Genomic DNA, 18,387 nt, shown 5'->3' on the forward strand with positions numbered 1-18,387 from the left:
GGGGGTCGCGCTCCGTCTTGCTGGCGCAAACCACAAAAACACCCGAAATACTTTGCAGAATTTGTCGAATTCATTTGCCAATTATGTTTATTTCCTGTTAATACCGATCGAGCTCGCCGGCCCGGACCGCGTTCGGTACCGACCGGGGGCCGTCCCCCAACGCCCCTTTCCCTAGAGACAGAACCCATGAGCAACAGCAATCGAGCCCCGCGCACGTTCGCCGCGAGTTCACTGGCCGCGGGCGTGAGGTTGGCCCTGGCCGCCGCCGCGCTGTCGGCAACCGGCATGGTCGTCGCGCAAGAGACCCAGATCGATACCCAGACGCAGGTGCAAGCCCCGGTGCCGGCCGCCACCGAAGCCCCCGAAACAACCGACCTGGGCACGGTGTCGGTGCTGGGCTCGCGCAGCAACCCCCGCACCGAGGCGAGTTCGGCAGTGCCGATCGACATCCTCGGCGGCGAGGAATTCCACAACCAGCCTTCGGTCGACGTGCTCGACAAGATGCGCGCGCTGGTGCCCTCGTTCAACGTCAGCAGCATCCCGATCGACGACGCCGCCACCCTCATCCGCCCGGCCAACCTGCGCGGCCTGCCGCCGGACAACACCCTGGTGCTGGTCAACGGCAAGCGTCGCCATCGCGCGGCGGTCATCACCTTCCTCGGCCACGGCCTGTCCGATGGCTCGCAGGGCCCGGACATCTCGGTGTTCCCGTCGCTGGCGCTGGAGCAGGTCGAAGTGCTGCGTGACGGCGCGGCGGCGCAGTACGGCTCCGACGCCATCGCCGGCGTGATCAACTTCAGCCTGAAGGAGCTCGACCACGGCGGCACCGTCGAAGCGTTCGGCGGGCAGTACTACGAAGGCGACGGCTTCACCCAGCAGTACAGCGCGCAGGTCGGCCTGCCGTTGACCGCGAACGGCTTCGCGACCCTCACCGCGGAATGGCGCAGCGCCGACCCGACCTCGCGCAGCGTGCAGCGCGACGACGCCGCGGCGGCGGCCGCCGCCGGCTATCCGCAGGTGAACAATCCGGCGCAGGTCTGGGGCTTGCCCGAGGTCAACGAGGACTTCAAGTTCGTCGCCAACCTCGGCATCTCCGGCGAGAACGTCGACACCTACCTGTTCGGCAACTACGCCAAGCGCGACGTGACCGGCGGCTTCTACTACCGCGAACCCACCACCCGCGCCGGCGTGTACTCCAACGACGGCGGCCAGACCTTGCTGGTCGGCGACCTGGACACCAGCAACGCGGTGACCTGCCCGACCATCGCCCTGCGCGACCCCGACGGCAACCTGCTGCCTTACGCGGGCGTGGGCGCCGCGGTCGCCGCGCTGCCGTCGGAGTGCTTCACCTTCCTGTCGCAGCTGCCCGGCGGTTTCACCCCGCAGTTTGGCGGCGAGATGGAGGACAGCGCGATCGTGGCCGGCGTCAAGGGCGAGTGGGGCGACGGCTGGTACTGGGACGTGAGCGGCTCCTACGGCCGCAACGAGATCGACTTCTACATGCTCAACACCGTCAACGCCTCGCAGGGCCCCAACCAGCCCGCCGGCCTGCGCTTCGTGCCGGGTGGCAACGTGCAGAGCGAAACCAACTTCAACTTCGACCTGAGCCGGGATTTCGAAACCGGTTTCAGCGAGGGTCCGCTGACCGTGGCGACCGGCGTGGAGTGGCGCGAGGAGGAGTTCGAGATCAAGGCCGGCGACGGTCCGTCGACCGCGATCGGCCCGCTGACCCAGCAGGGTTTCAGCATCGGCTCCAACGGCTTCCCCGGCTTCAGCCCGGGCACCGCCGGCACGTTCGCCCGCGCCAACTGGGCGGTCTACGCCGACCTGGAAACCCGCTTTACCGAGCAGTTGCTGCTGGCGGCGGCGGTGCGGCATGAGGACTTCGAGGACTTCGGCACCACCACCAACTGGAAGCTGACCGGCCGTTACGACTTCACCGACACCTTCGCCGTGCGCGGCGCGTTGAGCACCGGTTTCCGCGCGCCAACCCCGGGCCAGGCCAACGTCAGCCAGGTGACCACCGCGTTCATCGACGGCGAACTGCGCGACACCGCGACGTTGCCGCCGGCGCTGCTCGCCGGCCTGTTCCCCGGCGCCGAGCCGCTGCAGCCGGAGGAATCGAAGAACGCCTCGCTGGGCCTGGTTTGGAACAGCGGCAACTGGCTGGTCACCGCCGACGCCTATCGAATCGAGGTGACCGACCGCATCGCCCGCAGCACCGACTTCGACGTGACCCAGGCGCAGCGCGACGAACTGGCCGCACGCGGTCGCCCGGACCTGGGCTCGCTGAGCCGCGTCGGCTTCTTCGTCAACGACTTCGACACCACCACCAGCGGCGTCGACCTGGTCGCCAGTTTCGACAGCGAGCATTTCGGCGGCGACACGACCTACTCGCTGGCGGCCAACTGGAACCAGACCGAAGTCGACGACTTCACCCCGGGCATCATCAGCGAGGCGCGGGTGAAGAAGATCGAGGAATCGCTGCCCAGCACCAAGGGCTATTTCAGCATCAGCCACCAGCGCGAGGTCTTCCACGCCAACGCCCGGGTCAACTACTACGGCTCGTTCTACGAGGACCACCTCGACAGCGACGTGGTGCTGGCGGCCGACGGCGGCCTGCCGATCTACGGCGGCAGCGCGGTCACGGTGGATGCCGAACTCGGCTGGACGCTCGCCTCGGGGCTGTATTTCAGCGTCGGCGCGCAGAACCTGTTCGACGAGGTGCCCGACGATAATCCGTGGGGCGGCGTCGCCGGCGCGGAGTATCCGGTGCACGCGCCGTACGGTTTCAATGGTGGTTTCTACTATGGGCGGGTGGGCTTCCGGTTCTGATCGAACCGACTTGCTGCAACCCATAAAAAGGCCCCGCTTCGGCGGGGCTTTTTGTGCCGCTGCGCTGCCTCGCACACCCTTCACTGGCTGGCGGGCTGTGCGTGTTTCCCATCGTCGCGTTGCGTAGTCGCGCGACTTTGCGCGAACTCCGGGAAGATCTCCGCTATCGGCGCCTCGTCCGGCAGGATATAGAACACCCCACCCCGCTCGAACGTCGGACTGACGATCCGCTCGTAGAACTTGGGCGAGACGTTGATGCAGCCATGACTGATGCGGTTGTCGTCCGGCGTAGGAGATGCAAGGCGCTCGACGCGCCTCTCGGCCGGGACGCCGGTAGCGGTAGGGTGGATGGAGACTGCGGAATCGTAGTCCACCCACAGCACGCGCCCGGCGTCGATCGACGGACCGAAGCCGCCCACGAAGCGACCCGCAGGCGTCGTGCGATCCCGGCCCGGAATCTCGCGAAGCGCGAGACCGGCGATGCCGGGGGCCGTATGGTCGCCGACCGCCGAGCCGAAGAGCCCGGGTGCCGCGCCGCGAAGCTTGCCGTCGCCGTCGAACACCAGGATCTGCGCGGCGGCCTTGTCGATGACCGCAAACGGATAGCCCTGGTTGTCCCTGGTGGCGACAACCCAGCCCGCGAGCTCGATCACCGTGGCGGACACATCCTGGCCGCGCGGAAGCTGGTCGACGGCCGCGACCGGTTGCGCGGCGGCCTCCTCGGCGCCGGCCACGCCGAAGCCCGCGGACGCCAGCGCCAGCACCAGCGCACCGAAAGCGGCCCGGATCGCAGGGTGGGTGCATGTATTGATAGGGCGGTTCCTTGGAACGAAATCTGGGTGAAGACGCCTGGGTGAAGACAAGGAGTCCGGTGGCCAGCAAGGGCCACCGGGTCCAGGTTCAGGCGTTGTCGCGAATCGAGCGGGAGCGATTAACCGCGCGGCGCGCGGACCGGCGCCGCTTCGAGCTGCTGGACGCGGCTTTCCATCTGATCCAGCCGTTGGTTGGCCTGCTGCGCGGACTGATTGGCGGATTCGGCGCTCTGGGCTGCGTCCTGCACCCTCGTGTCGAGTTGATCGAGACGCGTGTTGATTCCTGCAAACTCGTCGTCATAGGTGGCGCAGCTGGCAAGACCCACGGCGGCGACGAGCGCCATGCCGAGCGTACGCGCCGTTGTCAGGTGTTGCTTGGTCATGAACATGCCAACTCTCCTTCTCTGGGGGTCTCGGAATATAGCGACCTTTCTGCCGGAGTCATGTGACGCATTCAGCAGACGTTGGAATACATGGATGGAGCGTGAAGATGTGGCACCCCGTCAGCCTTCAGGCAGGTAGAAGTCGAGCACGCGGCTGGTGCTGACCGCCGTCGCGCCGGGCTCGAACCGCCAGCGCTTCGCGGCGGCCATGGCCGCTTCGTCGAACACACCCGCCGGACTGGCCGAGACCAGTCGCGGCGCGCTGACGCTGCCGTCGGGCTCGATGGTGAAGGCGACCCGGACGCGGCCTTCAATGCCGCGGCGCAGCGCCGACAGCGGGTATTGCGGGACGGCATCGGTGATCAGGCGGGGAATCGGCGGCGGTACTGGCGTGGTCCGCGTCGGTGCCGATGGCGCGCTGGCCACGCCGGTGTCCGGCGCCGCGCGCGGGACGGACGGCGGCAACGCGGCAACGCGCACCGGGGTCGCGGCGGCGGCGCGCTTCGAATCGGCCGCGAGCGTCGGCGCTGCGGTCAACTGCGGCGCCCGGGCCGCGCGTTCCATCTCGGCCTGACGGGCCTGGTGCAGCGCCTGCAGGGTCCCGCGCAGCCGCGGGAGCGCCGGCATGCCGGCATCCATCCGCCACAACAGTTCCAGCAGCCGGTCGGCCTCGTACACATCCCCCTGCCCGATCGCCTGCTCTGCGGCGATCACCATGTACGGCGACAGCTCGGCCAGCGCCGCCGCCACCCCGGTGTCGTCGGGCGTGTGCTCACGCAACGCCAGGTAATGGTCGATCGCGCTGTCGCCCGCCGGCGAGTGGATGCGGCTTTCCGCCATCGCCTTCCGCGCCAGCGCGCCGAGATCGCCGTGTGGTTCGCCGCTCCGGGAGTGGAGGCCGGCCGCGGCGACGTTTTCCCGCGGCGCCGCTTCCAGGGCTGGCGGGGCTGCGCCGGCTGCAGGCTCGGCCGGTCCGCAACCGGCCATGCACGCCGACATCGCCAGGATCACCGGGACCGCCCGCCGCAGTGGTGTCGCTGTGTGCTGCACGCGTGCGCCCCCTGCGCCACGAAACAGCGGCAGGTTAGGCGCGGAGTGTGACCGACTCGCTGCGGTTCGATGGCAGTGGGTGGACAGGCCCTTGGTGACCTTCCAGAGATCTCCGAACGACCTCCCGGGCATCTGCCGGAGACCTCCCGGGCATCTGCCGGAGACCTCCGGGACATCTATCGAAGACCTCGTGGAGGCCTGCCGGAGACCTCGCGGACATCGCCGGAGACCTTCCGGAGGTCTGCTGGAGACCTTGCGGAGGTCTTCGAATGACCTCCTGGGCATCTGCCGGAGACCTCCGGGACATCGTCGACGGCCTCGCGGACCTCGTGGACGGCCAACTGGAGGTCATCGATGGGGTCTGGAACCTCATTTCGGCCCAAAACGACCGGAAAACACTCCTCCAGACATGCAGAAGCCGCCCGGAGGCGGCTTCTGCGGTATTGCGGTGATCGGAGCGATCAGGCCGGCACGGGCGCCCGCTTGGCTGGGGCCGGCGGCGCCGGGATCGTCACCGGCTCCTCCACGCGGGCGCGGCCGCCCTGCGACCAGCGGGCGCCGAGTTCCTTGCGCAGCTCATAGAAGGCCTACGGCTCGGGTAGAAGTCCCATTGGCGGCAGTAGTAGAAGCCGAACAGCTTCGCCATATTTTCTATGACGCCGATTTCCTAGCTTTCGCCCTTGCGTTACGAGCCTCCATAATGGCTTTCTTGGATAGCTTCGACTCATTTTCTAGCGGTTTGTGAAACAGCGGAAACGCGAGGTGAACGATATCCAATGAGAGTCCCGTCGAGCCGCAGGTGTCCGTAGACCGAAAAGAAAGGGGCATTTCGCCGTCAATAGGATTTGAATGCGGCACCTGATGCTCCAGCGCTGCTTTCCAGCCATCCAAAATGACTTTCGCCGAGTCGTGCGTGCAGTACAGGAGCATGCCACCTGCACTTCCATTCGGGAGCCCCGTGGAATACCTGCTGGTTAGCTGCTGATAACCGTGATAAAGCTTGCTTGCATCTAATGCAATCTTGGCCTCTCCGAGCCATCTATAGTCATCGAATTCAATCGAAAGGTCGGCATTCCCATTAACAACTTTGCCGTCAATATCCATGTCCAGGTTTCGAAGGGCAATAACAACAACGGCAGTTAATGCATCTTCGTCCAAGTCATGCAGATCATTTCGACGACTTGCCATCTCACTGATTTGATGCGCGACTCCTTCCTCGACGTGCTGAACCCATTCAGGATACTTGGGCTTGTTGAAACGCCACATCAGCTGTTGGAAGTGCAGTCGCCCGACTACTGTTTCTTCTGCACGCTTGCGCAGCTGCTCAACGGTGGGATCCATGCGCCTCCAAGCCCTCGACAATCTGAAAATAGGGCACGAGCGCTTTCTCAAAGTTTTGAATCTCTCGCCCCTTGAGGGGATCTACCAAGAACCCCTGAGAGTACGCGGCAGCGACTTCTTCATCATCGATCGGCTCGCCGATGCTGTCTGGCACTAGTGGATCGAAGAAAAGAAAATGCATATCGAGAATCTTCACACGCGGACGCGTGGTCAAAATCTGTATGCAACGCTGAAGCAGCGGATCGTCTGGCTGACGCTGCGCCAGCTTTGAGAGGGATTTAAACGTCCAGCGAGTCGTATTGGTCGCGACGCGATTAGCTAACCCATCGACCAAACGCGTACAAATCTCCCTCACCTCGGGATCGGGGAGGGAGAGTGCCTCTACGCGAATGTCCTGAATTGAGGTCATTTCACTTTACGTGAGGTGCGAGCTTGGAGACTACAAACTCCAGGTCTCGTGTGGTGAGACAGTCTCTTAAGATGACGTGATTGACGATCGGCATGGCCTTATTGAGGTCTGCGGCAACCCCTGGAACCAGCACTTCGGGCTCGACGAGGACGCCGTCCGTTTGCTTCAACTGCCACTGCATTGCGACCTTGAATAGCTCAAGCTCGTCACCGGCGGCCGCGACAGCCTTGGCTCCGGCAGCATCGTACACCGCTTTGCGCAGACACTCGGACCTACGCCGCGCCTTGTGGTGGTTTACTGATTGACCGGCCACAGAGAACCCGTAATCCACGAGCTTTCCATCAGACGCAAGATAGAGGCCATAGACGGCGGGCCAAAAATTCAGAAGCTTGAGCTGGTGCCCGAGCTGCTGCCGTACGGCATGGTGCAAAGCATCTGCAGAGGCTTGGGCAAATGACTTGGGAATGCCACGAGGCAGATCCACGGCGATGCATGCGTAGTCACCCTGTGGAGGCAGCCATACCGCCTCGTAGGTTTGCATGTATACCCGCTGATAGCCGACTAGCTTCTCAAAGCCTTCAGCAGCGCCTGCCTTCAACCTGCTGGGCGGAACGTCTACTGTTTCGACGTAATTTCGAGAAGCAGTGAAGAGAGCTGCAGCACCGACTTCAAGATCAACCGAACCAACTGAAGTCACCGGTTGATCCCGGAAGGTTACGACTGCGCTCTTGGGCGCAACGCCTGGAAATGCATCAGTAAGCGCGTTGGAGTGCCGCCGCTTTGTCCGGATCCAGTTTTGGAGCACGTTCCTGTCCTTTCCCTCCAACCGGACCAACTGGATGAGTTTCTCACCCGCAACCAAATGCTCCGTCAGGCCGTTAGCAAGCAATTTGATCTTTGAGGAATCCTCCTTTTCCGCCAATATTGCCCCTACGGTTCTTTCATAGCCCCGAGCGGTATCGAATCCAGCTCGAAGCACGATATGGCGACCAATTCCCATCCACGGTGCACGGCGCAAACCATGCAGAAGGTCCAACAGCTCCATTCCTAGCTCCTCCCCCAAGTTCACCACCGAGGATAGATCATCGGTAAGGGCGCTGCAGTTTCTGACTTGGGCGGCCCGCAGAGGCGGCGAGTAGCGCTTTCGTTTGCCGTGCTTAAGTTGTGTTTAGAGCACGCCGCGGCAACAAAAAGACCACATCGAAAAGGCAGCCTGTGCGTTAAAGCATCAGTTGGCCGCTCTGAGAAAGCACAAGTTGGCCGGCACTATCAGGTTATGGCACTCAGACAATGTCGTGGAAGCCCTGCAGTACCCCCTTCTCAACCTGGCTCTGCTGCCCTGTTGTCACTGCGACCGCTTGCGGCCAAAAGCGGTCAACACGTTTCGTATGGGTCAAGTCATGGGCGTCCTCACGGCCATGCAGTGCCTCACCTGTCAGCCTGCACGCCTCTCTGGACTATCGACGTGTAATCGACGTAATCGTTGTGTCCGTGCCCGACGAGGTGATATCGAACGAGACTTCATCGCCTTCTTCAACGGCGGTCAGGTCCACGTTCGGGGCTTGGAACGTCATCGTCATTGCGGGCCATTCCAAGGCGGCAACTGGTCCGTGGGCTATGGTGACGGTCTTTGCTTCAGCATCGACGGATTCGACGACGCCGGTGGCCGAAGCAACGGTTGTGGAAGGTGGTACAGCCGTTTGGGTCGTCTCAGCGATCGATGCTTCGGTGCGCCCGGCGGATTGATCGTTGGGCGATGAGCACCCGGCTAACAGGCCGAGCACTAGTAACGCGGTCAAGATCTTCATGCGGTTCTCCCGTGGCTGAAGGAATGATTGCGAACCAATTCACGTCGACGCAGCCATCGATAGGCGGCTGGAATCACCAGCATCGACAGCAGCGGTGCGGTGAGCATGCCACCTACCATTGGCGCAGCGATTCGCTGCATGATCTCCGAACCCGCGCCGCCGCCAATCAGGATCGGGAACAGGCCGGCAAGGATCACCGCCACCGTCATTGCCTTTGGCCGTACGCGTTGTACCGCACCTTCGCGGATTGCTGCGTCAAGCTCGACTTCACCGGCATTGGGGTTGGCGGACAACTGTCGCTCCCAGGCTTGGCGCAGGTACAGCAGCATGATGATGCCGAACTCGGCGGCCACGCCGGCGAGTGCGATGAAGCCGATCAGGGTCGCAACCGAAACTGCATGGCCAAGCATCCACACCAGCCAGAGTCCGCCAATCAGCGCGAACGGCAGGCTAAGCATGATGATCGCCGCCTCGTCGAAGCGGCGAAACACGAGGGAAATCAGCGCGAAGATGATCAGCAACGTAGCCGGCACCACCACGCGCAGGTGTTCGCTCGCGCGCTGCAGATACTCATATTGGCCCGACCACGCAACCGAGTACCCGGCCGGCATCTCCACCTGTTCGGCCACGACGCGCTGAAGGTCTTCAACCACCGAACCCAAGTCTCGTCCCGCAACGTCGACATAGACGTAGCTTGTCAGGCGACCGTTATCGCTCCTGAGCATCGGTGGACCGGCGGCGTACGAAATCTCCGTCACCTGCCCCAGCGTGAGCTGCACTCCGCCGGGAGCAATCAGCGGCAATCGGGCGAGTTCGGCCGCGGAGTCGCGCAGCCCGCGCGGATAGCGCACGACCACCGGATAGCGCTCGCGGCCCTGAATGGTCTGGGCGATCGGCTGGCCGCCGACGACGGTTGCGATCAGGCTCTGCACGTCAGCCTGGGTGAGCCCATAGCGCGCGGCCGCCATGGGGTCCACCTCAACGTCCAGGTAGCGTCCGCCGGCGGCTCGTTCGGCCACGGCCGAACTTACTCCCGGCACGGCACCGGCCACCTGCTCGATGCGGTCACCGAGCTGTGCAAGCACGTCGGTATCCGGTCCGGAGATCTTGATGCCTATGGGACTCTTGATGCCGGTGGCGAGCATATCGACGCGGTTACGGACCGGCGGCACCCAGAGGTTCGTTAGACCCGGCACATGGACCGCCTCGTCCAGCTCCTGTTCGAGCTTTTCCATCGTCATGCCGGGACGCCATTCGCGACGCGGCTTGAAGGTTACCGTGGTCTCGAACATCTCCAACGGCGCCGGATCGGTCGCAGTGTCGGCGCGTCCGGCCTTGCCGAATACATGGGCCACCTCCGGCACGGTCTTGATCATGCGGTCGGTCTGCTGCAACAGCTGCGCCGCCTTGCCGGCCGACAATCCCGGCAGTGCGGTCGGCATGTACAACAAAGTACCTTCGTTGAGCGGAGGCATGAACTCGCTGCCCAACCGCAGCAGCGGCAGCAGGGTCAGCAGCAGCGCGGCGCCAGCAAGCGCGAAAGTCAGGCGCGAATGGCGCAGCGCAGCCTCCAGCACCGGACTATAGCCCTTGATGAGCCCGCGGTTGATCGGGTTGCTTTGTTCCGGCCGGATGCGGCCGCGGATCAGGTATCCCATCAACACCGGAACCAGCGTGATCGAAAGGCCCGCCGCGGCGGCCATCGCGTAGGTCTTGGTGAACGCCAGTGGCGAAAACATCCGACCTTCCTGCGCCTGCAGCGAAAACACCGGTACGAAAGACAGGGTGATCACGAGCAGGCTGACGAACAGCGCCGGCCCGACTTCGGTGGCCGACTCGCCCATCAGGCGCCAGCGCTCCTGCCTTTGCGGCTCGCGCCCGTGGCGTGCGCTGAACTCTTCCAAGTGCTTGTGAGCATTCTCGATCATCACGACGGCCGCATCGACCATGGCTCCGATCGCAATTGCTATGCCCCCCAACGACAGCAGGTTTGCGCTCACTCCCTGGTAGCGCATCACGATGAAGGCTGCCAATACGCCGATCGGCAGGCTGATGACAGCGACCAGTGCCGATCGCAGATGCCACAAAAAAAGCGCGCAAACGAGCGCGACGACTAGGAACTCTTCGATCAGCTTGTGCGTCAGGTTGGTCACCGCATCGAGGATCAGCTCGGAACGGTCGTACACCGTCACCACTTCGACACCCGGCGGCAGGCTGTCCTGTAATTCGTCAAGTCGCGCCTTGACCGTTCGGATCGCAGCGAGAGCGTTCTTGCCCGAGCGCAGCACGATGATGCCGCCCGCGACCTCGCCCTCGCCGTCCAGTTCGGCGATGCCGCGGCGCAGGGTCGGGCCACGACGCACGCGCGCGACCTCACCGAGCAGCACGGGCACGCTGCCCGTCGTGACCGGGATCCTTTCGAAGTCTTCCAGGCTCTGCAGGTAGCCCTCGCTGCGGATCATCAGTTCGGCTTCGGCCTGTTCGATCACCGAACCACCAGTTGCCCCGTTTGCGCCGCGGATCGCATCGACCAGTTGCGCAACGGTGATGCCTCGCGCCGCCAGCGCCTGCGGATCGGGCACGACCTGCCACGCCTGCTCCATGCCCCCAATGCTGGCGACCTCGGCCACGTCGGGAATGGTCTTGAGTTCGTAACGCAGGAACCAGTCCTGCAGCGCGCGCAGCTCGCCGAGATGGTGCTGGCCGGTGCGGTCGACCAGCGCGTACTGGTACACCCAGCCCAGGCCGGTCGCATCGGGTCCGAGCGACGGCGTGATGCCTTCGGGCAACCCGTCACGCGCCTGGCTCAGGTACTCCAGCACGCGCGAACGTGCCCAATACAGATCGGTGTCGTCGTCGAACAGCACATAGACGAATGAGTCACCGAAGAACGAGTAGCCACGCACCGCCTTGACCCCCGGCACCGACAGCATCGTCGCGCTCAGCGGGTATGTGACCTGGTCCTCGACGATGCGGGGCGGTTGCCCGGGCCATTCGGTGCGGATGATGACCTGGGTGTCCGACAAGTCGGGCAGCGCGTCCAATGGCGTGCGAAGCACCGACAGCACGCCCCAGATCGTCAGCAGGAGCGCCGCCATCAACACGAGCACGCGATTGGCGATCGCAGCGCGAATGATCGAAGCAATCATCGTGTCGGCTCCGCTCCAGCTCCCGGATCGGTGTCCGGTACTAGCCCGCGGTCCGGCATCGCCGGCATTTCGTCCGCTGGGGTTGCATCGAGCCGCTCGAGTGCACCGGAAAGGCTGGCCTCCGAATCGATCAGGAACTGGCCGGAGGCCACAACGCGTTCGCCCTCCTGCAGACCGGACAGGATTTGGGTCTTCCCCCCGCCGCTGCGCCCGGTTTGCACTGCCACAGGCCGGAACTGGCCGTCCGTTTCCATGACGACCACACGCGCCTTCGCGCCGGCACCGATGACTGCATCGGATGGCAAGAGTACATGCTCGATGCTCTCGACCGGGTCTAGCGTGACCTGCGCGAACATCCCCGGCACCAGCAACCCTTCGGGATTTTCCAGCACGATGCGCGCCTGCTGGGTGCGGCTTCCCGCATCAATCTGCGGCAGCAGCGATTCCACTCGTCCCTCGAACACGCGCTCGGGGATGGCACTCACGTGCGCCTCGACCGGCGTACCAGGCGTGACACCGCCGATCCCCGCTTGTGGAATCGCGGCCTCCAGCCACACCGTATCGGTGCCGTTGACGCGGAACAGCAATGTACCCGCTGGCGCAGCCGCGCCTTCGCGCACTGCGATCTCGCTGACGATGCCATTGACCGGTGCGGTCAGCACGATGCGGCCGTTGCTCACCTGCGCATGCGACGGCAGGCCGAGCGCACGCAGGCGCTCCCGAGCTGCGGGCTGTAGGGCTTGCGCCGCCGCGGAATCCGCCGATTGCAGCGCCTGCACCTCCGCCAGCGCTGTGTTCCAGTTGGGGGCGATGATGCCCGCCAACGGTTGACCGGCGCGCACCGGCTCGTACGGAGCCTTGACGAAAAGCCGGTCGACCACCGAGTCGACGCGCGCACTGACGACATGCTCCTGGCGCAGGTCCCAGCCAATCGTGCCCGGCACACTGATCGTACCCGCCAGGCTGCCACGTTCTGCTTCAACAGTGCGGATACCCAGGTTCGCGCGCGTGCCTGGCGCGATCGAGATACGGGGTCCGGTCGCCTCGTCGGCGTACTTCGGCACCAGCTGCATGTCCATGAACGGCGACTTGCCCGGCTTGTCGAAGTGCTGGTCCGGTTGCATCGGGTCGTACCAGTACAGCACATCGCGCTCACCGGAAGCGCTCGCTGCCTGTCCGTCCGCTGTCGAGGGGGACGAGTTCCCTGCCCACCAGATGCCCAGCACGATGCCGGCAACCAGCACCATCGGTGCGGCGAGAGCGACGTAAACCTTCTGCGTGCGGCTCATTGCTCCACCTCCGGCGGCAACAGAAAGGCCAGCGCCGCCCAGGTACGCCCCAGTTCACCTGTACGGCGGGCATGTTCAATCAGGGCCTGCAGTTCATCACCGCGGGCATCCAACCACGGCCGCACCGGTGCGCCGGCTCGATAGGCGGCCAAGGCGGTGGCACTCCGGTCGCGCAGCAGTGGCAACAATGCGCTCTCCTCGCGCTCCACCTGGCGCTTGAGCGACTCCCATCGGGCGACCTGGCCACGGATCGCGGCCATCTGCTCACGACGGACGGCTTCGCGGCTCGCCAGCGCGGCCTGGTAGTCGGCCTGGCGCGCAGCCACATCGCGGTCCTGGCGATTGCCGGTGAACAGCGGCAGCTGGATCGCGACTTCGAGCATGAGCATGCCGCTGCCGCCGCCGTTGCGTTCGCCGTAGGAGGCCGCAACGCTCCAATCCGGACGCCTCTCTGCCCGGGCGAGATCGACTGCCGCCGCGGTGGTCTCGAGCCGTGCGGTGATCGGCAACAGGGGACCCAGCCGATCCAGCGACGCCTGCAGTTGCGCTTCTGATATCGGCAAATGGGAGAAATCCGGCGTTTCCGCAGTCACGCCCGACAGGTCGGTGCCGATCCAGCGAGCCAATCCGGCTTGCGCCGCAGTATGTGCAGCACGTGCCGATTCGATCCGGTTCTCCAGCTCCAGCACCGCCGCTTCGGCAGCCAAGGCGTCGGCCGCCGGATCGGTCCCGCCGGCGACGCGAGCCTGTGCCAAGCGGCTGGCGAGATCAGTCTGCTCGCGCAGTGCGATCAGTTCGTCCAATTCCTGTTGCGTCGCCCACAGGCCGATCCAGGCTTCTGCAGCGCTGCGGCGTATCGCAAGGGCTTCGGCCTGCCCGACCGCTTGTGCTTCGTCGATGGTGCGGGCCGCCAGAGAGCGACGGGCGGCGCGCTCAGCCCGCGCCGGCAGGTCCTGACGAATACCGATCCGTTTCATCGTCATGGCGTCTGCGGTGGGATCGAACGCGTCGGAACCGCTGGCCGGCAAGTCGTCGATGCCGACCATCAGCATCGGATCCGGCAAGCGGCCGGATCGACGCCAATCCTGGCGGGCTGCCTCGACCTGGGCACGGCGAGCATCGAGCATCGGCGCGCGCTCGACCGCCAGACGCATGGCCTGATCGAGTGACAAGGTGGATTGTGCAGACCCGATGACGGGCCAAAGGAGCAGCAGAAAGACAAGCAACCGGGCACCGGTCGCGCGGCCGCAGGGCTGCGCCACTCGGGCGTTCAAAAGAAGCGGAAACATGGGACCTCCAACGACATCGGGACTGCGCAGGCACTTTCGGTGCCCGCGGCCGTAGCTACGTGTCGTTGGGGTCTAGATCAGCAAGCTGCAGTAACGCAGTCGCGGTGGTGGACCGGAGTGGTCGATCGGCCCGTAAGTTGCGAAAGCAATTCGGGCGTGCGGCGAAGCGAGCACCGGCTCGAACAGCAGCGGCGGCAAAGCCAAGGGAGGCACATGCGGTGCGGCCAGATCAGCTGTAACAGCGTGGTCGGGCGAACAATGCTTGGCGCACAGCGCCGGCGCCTCCTGCACCACGTCCATTTCCATGCTGCTGCAGTCCTCGGTCATGGCAACCGGATCCGGCGGCATCTCCGGAAGCGTGCAGGCATAGGCCGCCACTGCGATCTGCTGGAACAGCAGACACAGCACCACTAGAAGAGCGATGCGCATGCGGTGGTGGCGACGAAGCGGCATAGGCGTGATGCTACTACGAGACTTCTGAAAGCGTGGTGGATGCTGGCCCGCCGGACGACCTGAACGGGGCCGCCCTTGACCCAGGTCAAGTGGGCGGCTCAGATGCGCCACTCCAGCCACGGCTGCACGCGCGGCAGCCCAGATCGAGTCTCACGCGACATGATGCCCATCGGATACACCGGACACGACGGATGGCCGCTGATCGCCTTCATTCCAGAAGATGCACCACCTGAGGCACCCGTTCTGGTGCTCATGCATGGAGGTGGGCCGGATCACCGCAGCCTCGTTCCGCTCGCACGGCGTCTGGCTGGCAGCGCCCACGTGATCCTGCCCGACATTCGCGGCTACGGCCGCTCGGTATGTGGAGCTCCGGCGCGGCACACCTGGGCGCAGTACGCACAAGACGTCATCGCCTTGCTGGACCATCTCGGCGTGCATCGTGCACTCATTGGCGGCGCGGGGTTGGGAACGACCATCAGCCTGCGCACGGTTTTAGCCAATCCCGAGCGCGTCGCTGGCTTGGTGTTGATCAGCTTGGAAGACATCGAAGACGACGCCGCGAAGCAAGCCGAAATAGCGTTCATGGAGGCATTCGCAGCGCGTGTACGCGCGGACGGACTGGCAGCGGCTTGGAACCCTATCCTGCCCCACCTCTCCCCCGTGATCGGCGCGATGGTGCGCGAAGCGCTGCCGCACGCTGATCCCGCCAGCGCCGCCGCCGCAGCCGCTATCGGCTACGACCGCGCATTCGACAGCATCGACGAACTCCTAGCGATCGATGTCCCCACCCTGATCATCCCGGGGGCCGACTGGCGCCATCCGGCCGGCCTTGCGAAACAGTTGGCGGAAGCCCTGCCCAATGGTCGACTGGCCGAGGTCGGCATGTCTACCGATCTTCTGACCACTGATGATTTCGGGCGCGTGTTCGCGCCCGTTATCCAGACGTTCCTGATCGAATTTTCCGACATCTTCTCCAACATCAAATCTTGAAATCGTCGTACGCCACCATCGTTTCATCGACACCCAATTTGTGTAGCAACTGGCGCGTCGCCGAAAGCATCGCAGGCGGTCCGCACAGATAGAACTCGCAGGAATGGATGTCGGGGTGGTCACGCAGCAAGGCATCGTGCGTTGCTTCGTGCACCAGACCTTTTACCAGCCCTGCGCCATGCTCCGCTTCCTCCGACAGCACCAGGTGCCAAGTGAAATTTGGATGGCGCTGGGCCAACTCCGCCATCTCCTCTACATACGGCGCCTCACGCAGGTTTCTCGCGCCGTACCAGAAATGAACACGCTCGTTGGCACCACTGTCGAGAAGCGCATGGACCATCGCCCGCAGCGGCGCCATGCCGGCGCCACCACCGATGAAGATCTTCTCCCTATTCCCCGGTTGGAGCGCGAAATCACCGAATGGCCCGCTGAAGCGCACGATGTCGCCCGGCTTGAGTGAATACAGGTAAGTCGAGCCTTTGCCAGTGGGATGGCGTCTCTTGCCTTGCCCGCCTGGGCTGAATCGCGCAAGCAGCGTCAGGTGCCCTCCCGCCTTTTCGATCGGCAGCGCCAGCGAGTAGGACCGTCGTACCGGCTCCTTGTTGGCAAGGGTTGCCGGCAAGTCGAGTGCCGCCCAGTCATTGCGGTGATGTTCGGGATGGTCGATGTCGTGGCGCTGCAACGTGTAGTCCGGCACGTGCACCTGGAGGTAGGCGCCCGGCTGGAACTCCGGTCCGGCTGGTGTGTCGGTCGCAAGCACGATTTCACGTAGGAACGGCGTCACCGCCGTGACTGTCTCGACCTTGGCGGTGCGCTCGGTCCATAGTCCGGCACCACCGGCGACCTCGATCTGCGTACTGCCCTTGACCGTGAGATTGCAGGCCAAGCGGTGGCCCATCTTCAACCGACTCTGCGAGAGATGCTCCCGATCGGAACTCGTCGGCGCTGGCGCGGAGCCGCGGACGCGTACTTCGCACAATCCGCAACTCTGTCCGCCTCCGCAATTGGACGGCAGTTGCAGGCCGTTTCGCGCCAGTGCCAGATAAACGCTATCGCCGGTGTGTGATTCGACCGACCGCAGTTTGGTGCCGTCTGGATCGAACACCGTCAACTCGCGGGCCGGACGCCAGCGCTTCGGAACAAATTCGCCCAAGCGGAAGCTCGTGACCAGCAACCAGAATCCGGAAAGCGCGATCCACAAGCCGCCGGAGCCCGCCATGATCACCAGTGGGTTGTTGAAGTTCTGCCGACCGGTGTAATCCATGATGTGCAGCATCCACACGAAATCGAAGATGCGCCACGTGTCGTTGCGACGTTCCAGGACGCGACCGTCCTGCCCCGAAACATAAAGCGTGGTGCCTTCGCCATCCTCGAACGGCACGCGCCACATCGGTGCTTGGTGGTCGCGCACTTCCAAGGTGGCGACCTTCATCCACTCTGGCTCGCCCGCTGCACCGCTGCCGGCATAATCCTCAGCGGCGATCTCGCTCGCAATCATCGAGTCAACCAATACAGGTTGCCCGTTGGCAGCGTCTACGAGCCATGCGGTGGACTCGTAGACCAATCGATACACCGGTCTATCCTGCAACCAGAACGCCTCGACGGTCTGTACGGGCCGCTCCTCCATCGCGACGATCCGCGCCGGCGAGAGCATGCCTGTAGGCCATATCCGAGGCTCGTCCGCGTTATCGGCGCGATGCTGCTGCCCCGCTACGGTCTCGGCATCGAGCAAGCTCATCGTCAGGCCGCTGGCTGTCCAGACGACGAATTGCAAGGCGATGATCAGGCCCACCCACTTGTGCAGCTTGCGCATCCAGGGTGTCATGCGCTGCGCCTCTTATTGCTGAAACTGTAGAAGAGCAACCAGACTCCGCTGAGCGCGAATAGCAGGCCCAGCGATGCGGCCACGCGCAACAGCGAGTTATTCACGTCGGCGCGCTCTTCGTAATCCATGATGTGGAACATCCAGAGAAAGTCGAACCAGCGCCACAAGTCGTGCCGCTTGGCGATCAGTTCGCCGGTTTGCGGTGAGAGGTAGAGCGTGCTTTCGCTGGTGTCGGCAAATTCGACACGCCACATTGGTACGGATGCTCCGCCGACTTCCTGCGGAGCCTCCGTAACCAACTCGATCTTCAGGATCGGCGCGTCGCCGGTATAGAGCGACTGCGCCAGCTGACCCGCGGTCTCTTCGTTCAATGGACTGAGCCGGGCGCCGGAATGCGCGTCTACCAGCGTTATGATGTCGGCCTGATGCACCTCATAGACGGCATCGCCCATGAACCTTTTCAGCCGGAATGAAGTCAGGCCGGCGTATTGCTGCGCCAGCGCGTCGGGATCAATAAGCGGTCCGGATGCCGACAGCGGCTTGGCTCCGGCGTGGGCGAGGTGGTCGCCATGGATGATGTCGATCGAGATCACCGTCATGTACACGCCGCTCAGCATCCATAGCAATGCTTGAACGCCGATCACGAGGGCGATCCACTTGTGGGCACGACGCGCCCAGAATGCGGGTTTCATGGAAGTAGCTATCCGTCTGCAGGTTGGCGCGGGAGCGGCCAGAACCCGTCGGCACCGAATGC

At 64.1% G+C, this 18,387-nt stretch carries 16 protein-coding genes; 3 read left to right on the forward strand and 13 right to left on the reverse strand.

Annotated elements, in window-relative coordinates; genetic code table 11:
- Positions 1-186 precede the first annotated feature (186 nt).
- On the forward strand, positions 187-2,835 hold the full coding sequence (locus tag SNE34_RS09800; RefSeq protein WP_332616800.1) for a TonB-dependent receptor plug domain-containing protein: 2,649 nt from the start codon (positions 187-189) through the stop codon (positions 2,833-2,835).
- An 80-nt stretch (positions 2,836-2,915) separates the two neighbouring features.
- On the opposite strand, the gene SNE34_RS09805 is transcribed toward SNE34_RS09800, so the two are convergent.
- From SNE34_RS09805 to SNE34_RS09815, 3 genes are all read right to left on the reverse strand, one after another.
- Positions 2,916-3,596: a L,D-transpeptidase gene (locus SNE34_RS09805; RefSeq protein ID WP_332616856.1), complete on the reverse strand. Its 681-nt coding sequence runs from the start codon at positions 3,594-3,596 to the stop codon at positions 2,916-2,918.
- 170 nt (positions 3,597-3,766) lie between these two features.
- On the reverse strand, positions 3,767-4,036 hold the full coding sequence (locus SNE34_RS09810) for a hypothetical protein (protein WP_332616801.1): 270 nt from the start codon (positions 4,034-4,036) through the stop codon (positions 3,767-3,769).
- A 114-nt stretch (positions 4,037-4,150) separates the two neighbouring features.
- Entirely contained in the window at positions 4,151-4,870 is a 720-nt protein-coding gene (locus SNE34_RS09815; protein WP_332616802.1) for an energy transducer TonB, read from the reverse strand.
- Positions 4,871-5,349: 479 nt separating this feature from the next.
- Here SNE34_RS09815 and SNE34_RS09820 point away from each other — a divergent pair, with 479 nt between their 5' ends.
- Positions 5,350-5,532, forward strand: coding sequence for a hypothetical protein (locus tag SNE34_RS09820; protein ID WP_332616803.1), 183 nt, complete (start codon positions 5,350-5,352; stop codon positions 5,530-5,532).
- Between the two features lie 199 nt (positions 5,533-5,731).
- On the opposite strand, the gene SNE34_RS09825 is transcribed toward SNE34_RS09820, so the two are convergent.
- The 8 genes from SNE34_RS09825 to SNE34_RS09860 all read right to left on the reverse strand — a co-directional run bounded on the left by SNE34_RS09825 (position 5,732) and on the right by SNE34_RS09860 (position 14,794).
- Positions 5,732-6,421 (reverse strand): hypothetical protein, encoded by a 690-nt coding sequence (locus tag SNE34_RS09825; RefSeq protein WP_332616804.1) that lies wholly within the window; start codon positions 6,419-6,421, stop codon positions 5,732-5,734.
- Complete coding sequence (locus tag SNE34_RS09830; protein WP_332616805.1) at positions 6,405-6,830, reverse strand: hypothetical protein; 426 nt, start codon at positions 6,828-6,830, stop codon at positions 6,405-6,407. The genes SNE34_RS09825 and SNE34_RS09830 overlap by 17 nt, the downstream gene beginning before the upstream one ends.
- A gap of 1 nt (position 6,831) precedes the next feature.
- Positions 6,832-7,875, reverse strand: coding sequence for a hypothetical protein (locus tag SNE34_RS09835; RefSeq protein ID WP_332616806.1), 1,044 nt, complete (start codon positions 7,873-7,875; stop codon positions 6,832-6,834).
- A gap of 412 nt (positions 7,876-8,287) precedes the next feature.
- The gene (locus SNE34_RS09840) at positions 8,288-8,638 is read right to left on the reverse strand and encodes a copper-binding protein (RefSeq protein WP_332616807.1); all 351 of its coding nucleotides are present in this window, start codon (positions 8,636-8,638) and stop codon (positions 8,288-8,290) included.
- Entirely contained in the window at positions 8,635-11,787 is a 3,153-nt protein-coding gene (locus tag SNE34_RS09845) for an efflux RND transporter permease subunit (protein WP_332616808.1), read from the reverse strand. The genes SNE34_RS09840 and SNE34_RS09845 overlap by 4 nt, the downstream gene beginning before the upstream one ends.
- Complete coding sequence (locus SNE34_RS09850) at positions 11,784-13,076, reverse strand: efflux RND transporter periplasmic adaptor subunit (RefSeq protein ID WP_332616809.1); 1,293 nt, start codon at positions 13,074-13,076, stop codon at positions 11,784-11,786. The genes SNE34_RS09845 and SNE34_RS09850 overlap by 4 nt, the downstream gene beginning before the upstream one ends.
- Complete coding sequence (locus SNE34_RS09855; RefSeq protein WP_332616810.1) at positions 13,073-14,365, reverse strand: TolC family protein; 1,293 nt, start codon at positions 14,363-14,365, stop codon at positions 13,073-13,075. Before SNE34_RS09855 ends, SNE34_RS09850 begins: the two co-directional genes overlap by 4 nt.
- Before the next feature lie 72 nt (positions 14,366-14,437).
- On the reverse strand, positions 14,438-14,794 hold the full coding sequence (locus SNE34_RS09860; RefSeq protein ID WP_332616811.1) for a hypothetical protein: 357 nt from the start codon (positions 14,792-14,794) through the stop codon (positions 14,438-14,440).
- A gap of 99 nt (positions 14,795-14,893) precedes the next feature.
- Here SNE34_RS09860 and SNE34_RS09865 point away from each other — a divergent pair, with 99 nt between their 5' ends.
- Complete coding sequence (locus tag SNE34_RS09865) at positions 14,894-15,808, forward strand: alpha/beta fold hydrolase (RefSeq protein ID WP_332616812.1); 915 nt, start codon at positions 14,894-14,896, stop codon at positions 15,806-15,808.
- Here SNE34_RS09865 and SNE34_RS09870 read toward each other — a convergent pair.
- Both SNE34_RS09870 and SNE34_RS09875 read right to left on the reverse strand, forming a co-directional pair.
- A complete protein-coding gene (locus SNE34_RS09870; protein ID WP_332616813.1) occupies positions 15,798-17,633 on the reverse strand; it encodes a 2Fe-2S iron-sulfur cluster-binding protein in 1,836 nt (611 codons plus the stop codon). The genes SNE34_RS09865 and SNE34_RS09870 overlap by 11 nt on opposite strands.
- Positions 17,630-18,325 (reverse strand): PepSY domain-containing protein, encoded by a 696-nt coding sequence (locus SNE34_RS09875; protein ID WP_332616814.1) that lies wholly within the window; start codon positions 18,323-18,325, stop codon positions 17,630-17,632. The genes SNE34_RS09870 and SNE34_RS09875 overlap by 4 nt, the downstream gene beginning before the upstream one ends.
- Positions 18,326-18,387: the final 62 nt, after the last annotated feature.

The sequence above is a fragment of the Novilysobacter erysipheiresistens genome (assembly GCF_036663935.1).
GTDB lineage: Bacteria > Pseudomonadota > Gammaproteobacteria > Xanthomonadales > Xanthomonadaceae > Novilysobacter > Novilysobacter erysipheiresistens.

Excerpts from the sequence above, each read along its gene's own strand:
- SNE34_RS09860 (WP_332616811.1), bottom strand. The coding sequence starts at position 14,794 with ATGCGCATCGCTCTTCTAGTGGTGCTGTGTCTGCTGTTCCAGCAGATC.
- SNE34_RS09800 (WP_332616800.1), top strand. The coding sequence starts at position 187 with ATGAGCAACAGCAATCGAGCCCCGCGCACGTTCGCCGCGAGTTCACTG.
- SNE34_RS09820 (WP_332616803.1), top strand. The coding sequence starts at position 5,350 with ATGACCTCCTGGGCATCTGCCGGAGACCTCCGGGACATCGTCGACGGC.
- SNE34_RS09875 (WP_332616814.1), bottom strand. The coding sequence starts at position 18,325 with ATGAAACCCGCATTCTGGGCGCGTCGTGCCCACAAGTGGATCGCCCTC.
- SNE34_RS09840 (WP_332616807.1), bottom strand. The coding sequence starts at position 8,638 with ATGAAGATCTTGACCGCGTTACTAGTGCTCGGCCTGTTAGCCGGGTGC.
- SNE34_RS09870 (WP_332616813.1), bottom strand. The coding sequence starts at position 17,633 with ATGACACCCTGGATGCGCAAGCTGCACAAGTGGGTGGGCCTGATCATC.
- SNE34_RS09815 (WP_332616802.1), bottom strand. The coding sequence starts at position 4,870 with ATGGCGGAAAGCCGCATCCACTCGCCGGCGGGCGACAGCGCGATCGAC.
- SNE34_RS09835 (WP_332616806.1), bottom strand. The coding sequence starts at position 7,875 with ATGGAGCTGTTGGACCTTCTGCATGGTTTGCGCCGTGCACCGTGGATG.
- SNE34_RS09850 (WP_332616809.1), bottom strand. The coding sequence starts at position 13,076 with ATGAGCCGCACGCAGAAGGTTTACGTCGCTCTCGCCGCACCGATGGTG.
- SNE34_RS09855 (WP_332616810.1), bottom strand. The coding sequence starts at position 14,365 with ATGTTTCCGCTTCTTTTGAACGCCCGAGTGGCGCAGCCCTGCGGCCGC.
- SNE34_RS09830 (WP_332616805.1), bottom strand. The coding sequence starts at position 6,830 with ATGACCTCAATTCAGGACATTCGCGTAGAGGCACTCTCCCTCCCCGAT.
- SNE34_RS09810 (WP_332616801.1), bottom strand. The coding sequence starts at position 4,036 with ATGTTCATGACCAAGCAACACCTGACAACGGCGCGTACGCTCGGCATG.
- SNE34_RS09845 (WP_332616808.1), bottom strand. The coding sequence starts at position 11,787 with ATGATTGCTTCGATCATTCGCGCTGCGATCGCCAATCGCGTGCTCGTG.
- SNE34_RS09825 (WP_332616804.1), bottom strand. The coding sequence starts at position 6,421 with ATGGATCCCACCGTTGAGCAGCTGCGCAAGCGTGCAGAAGAAACAGTA.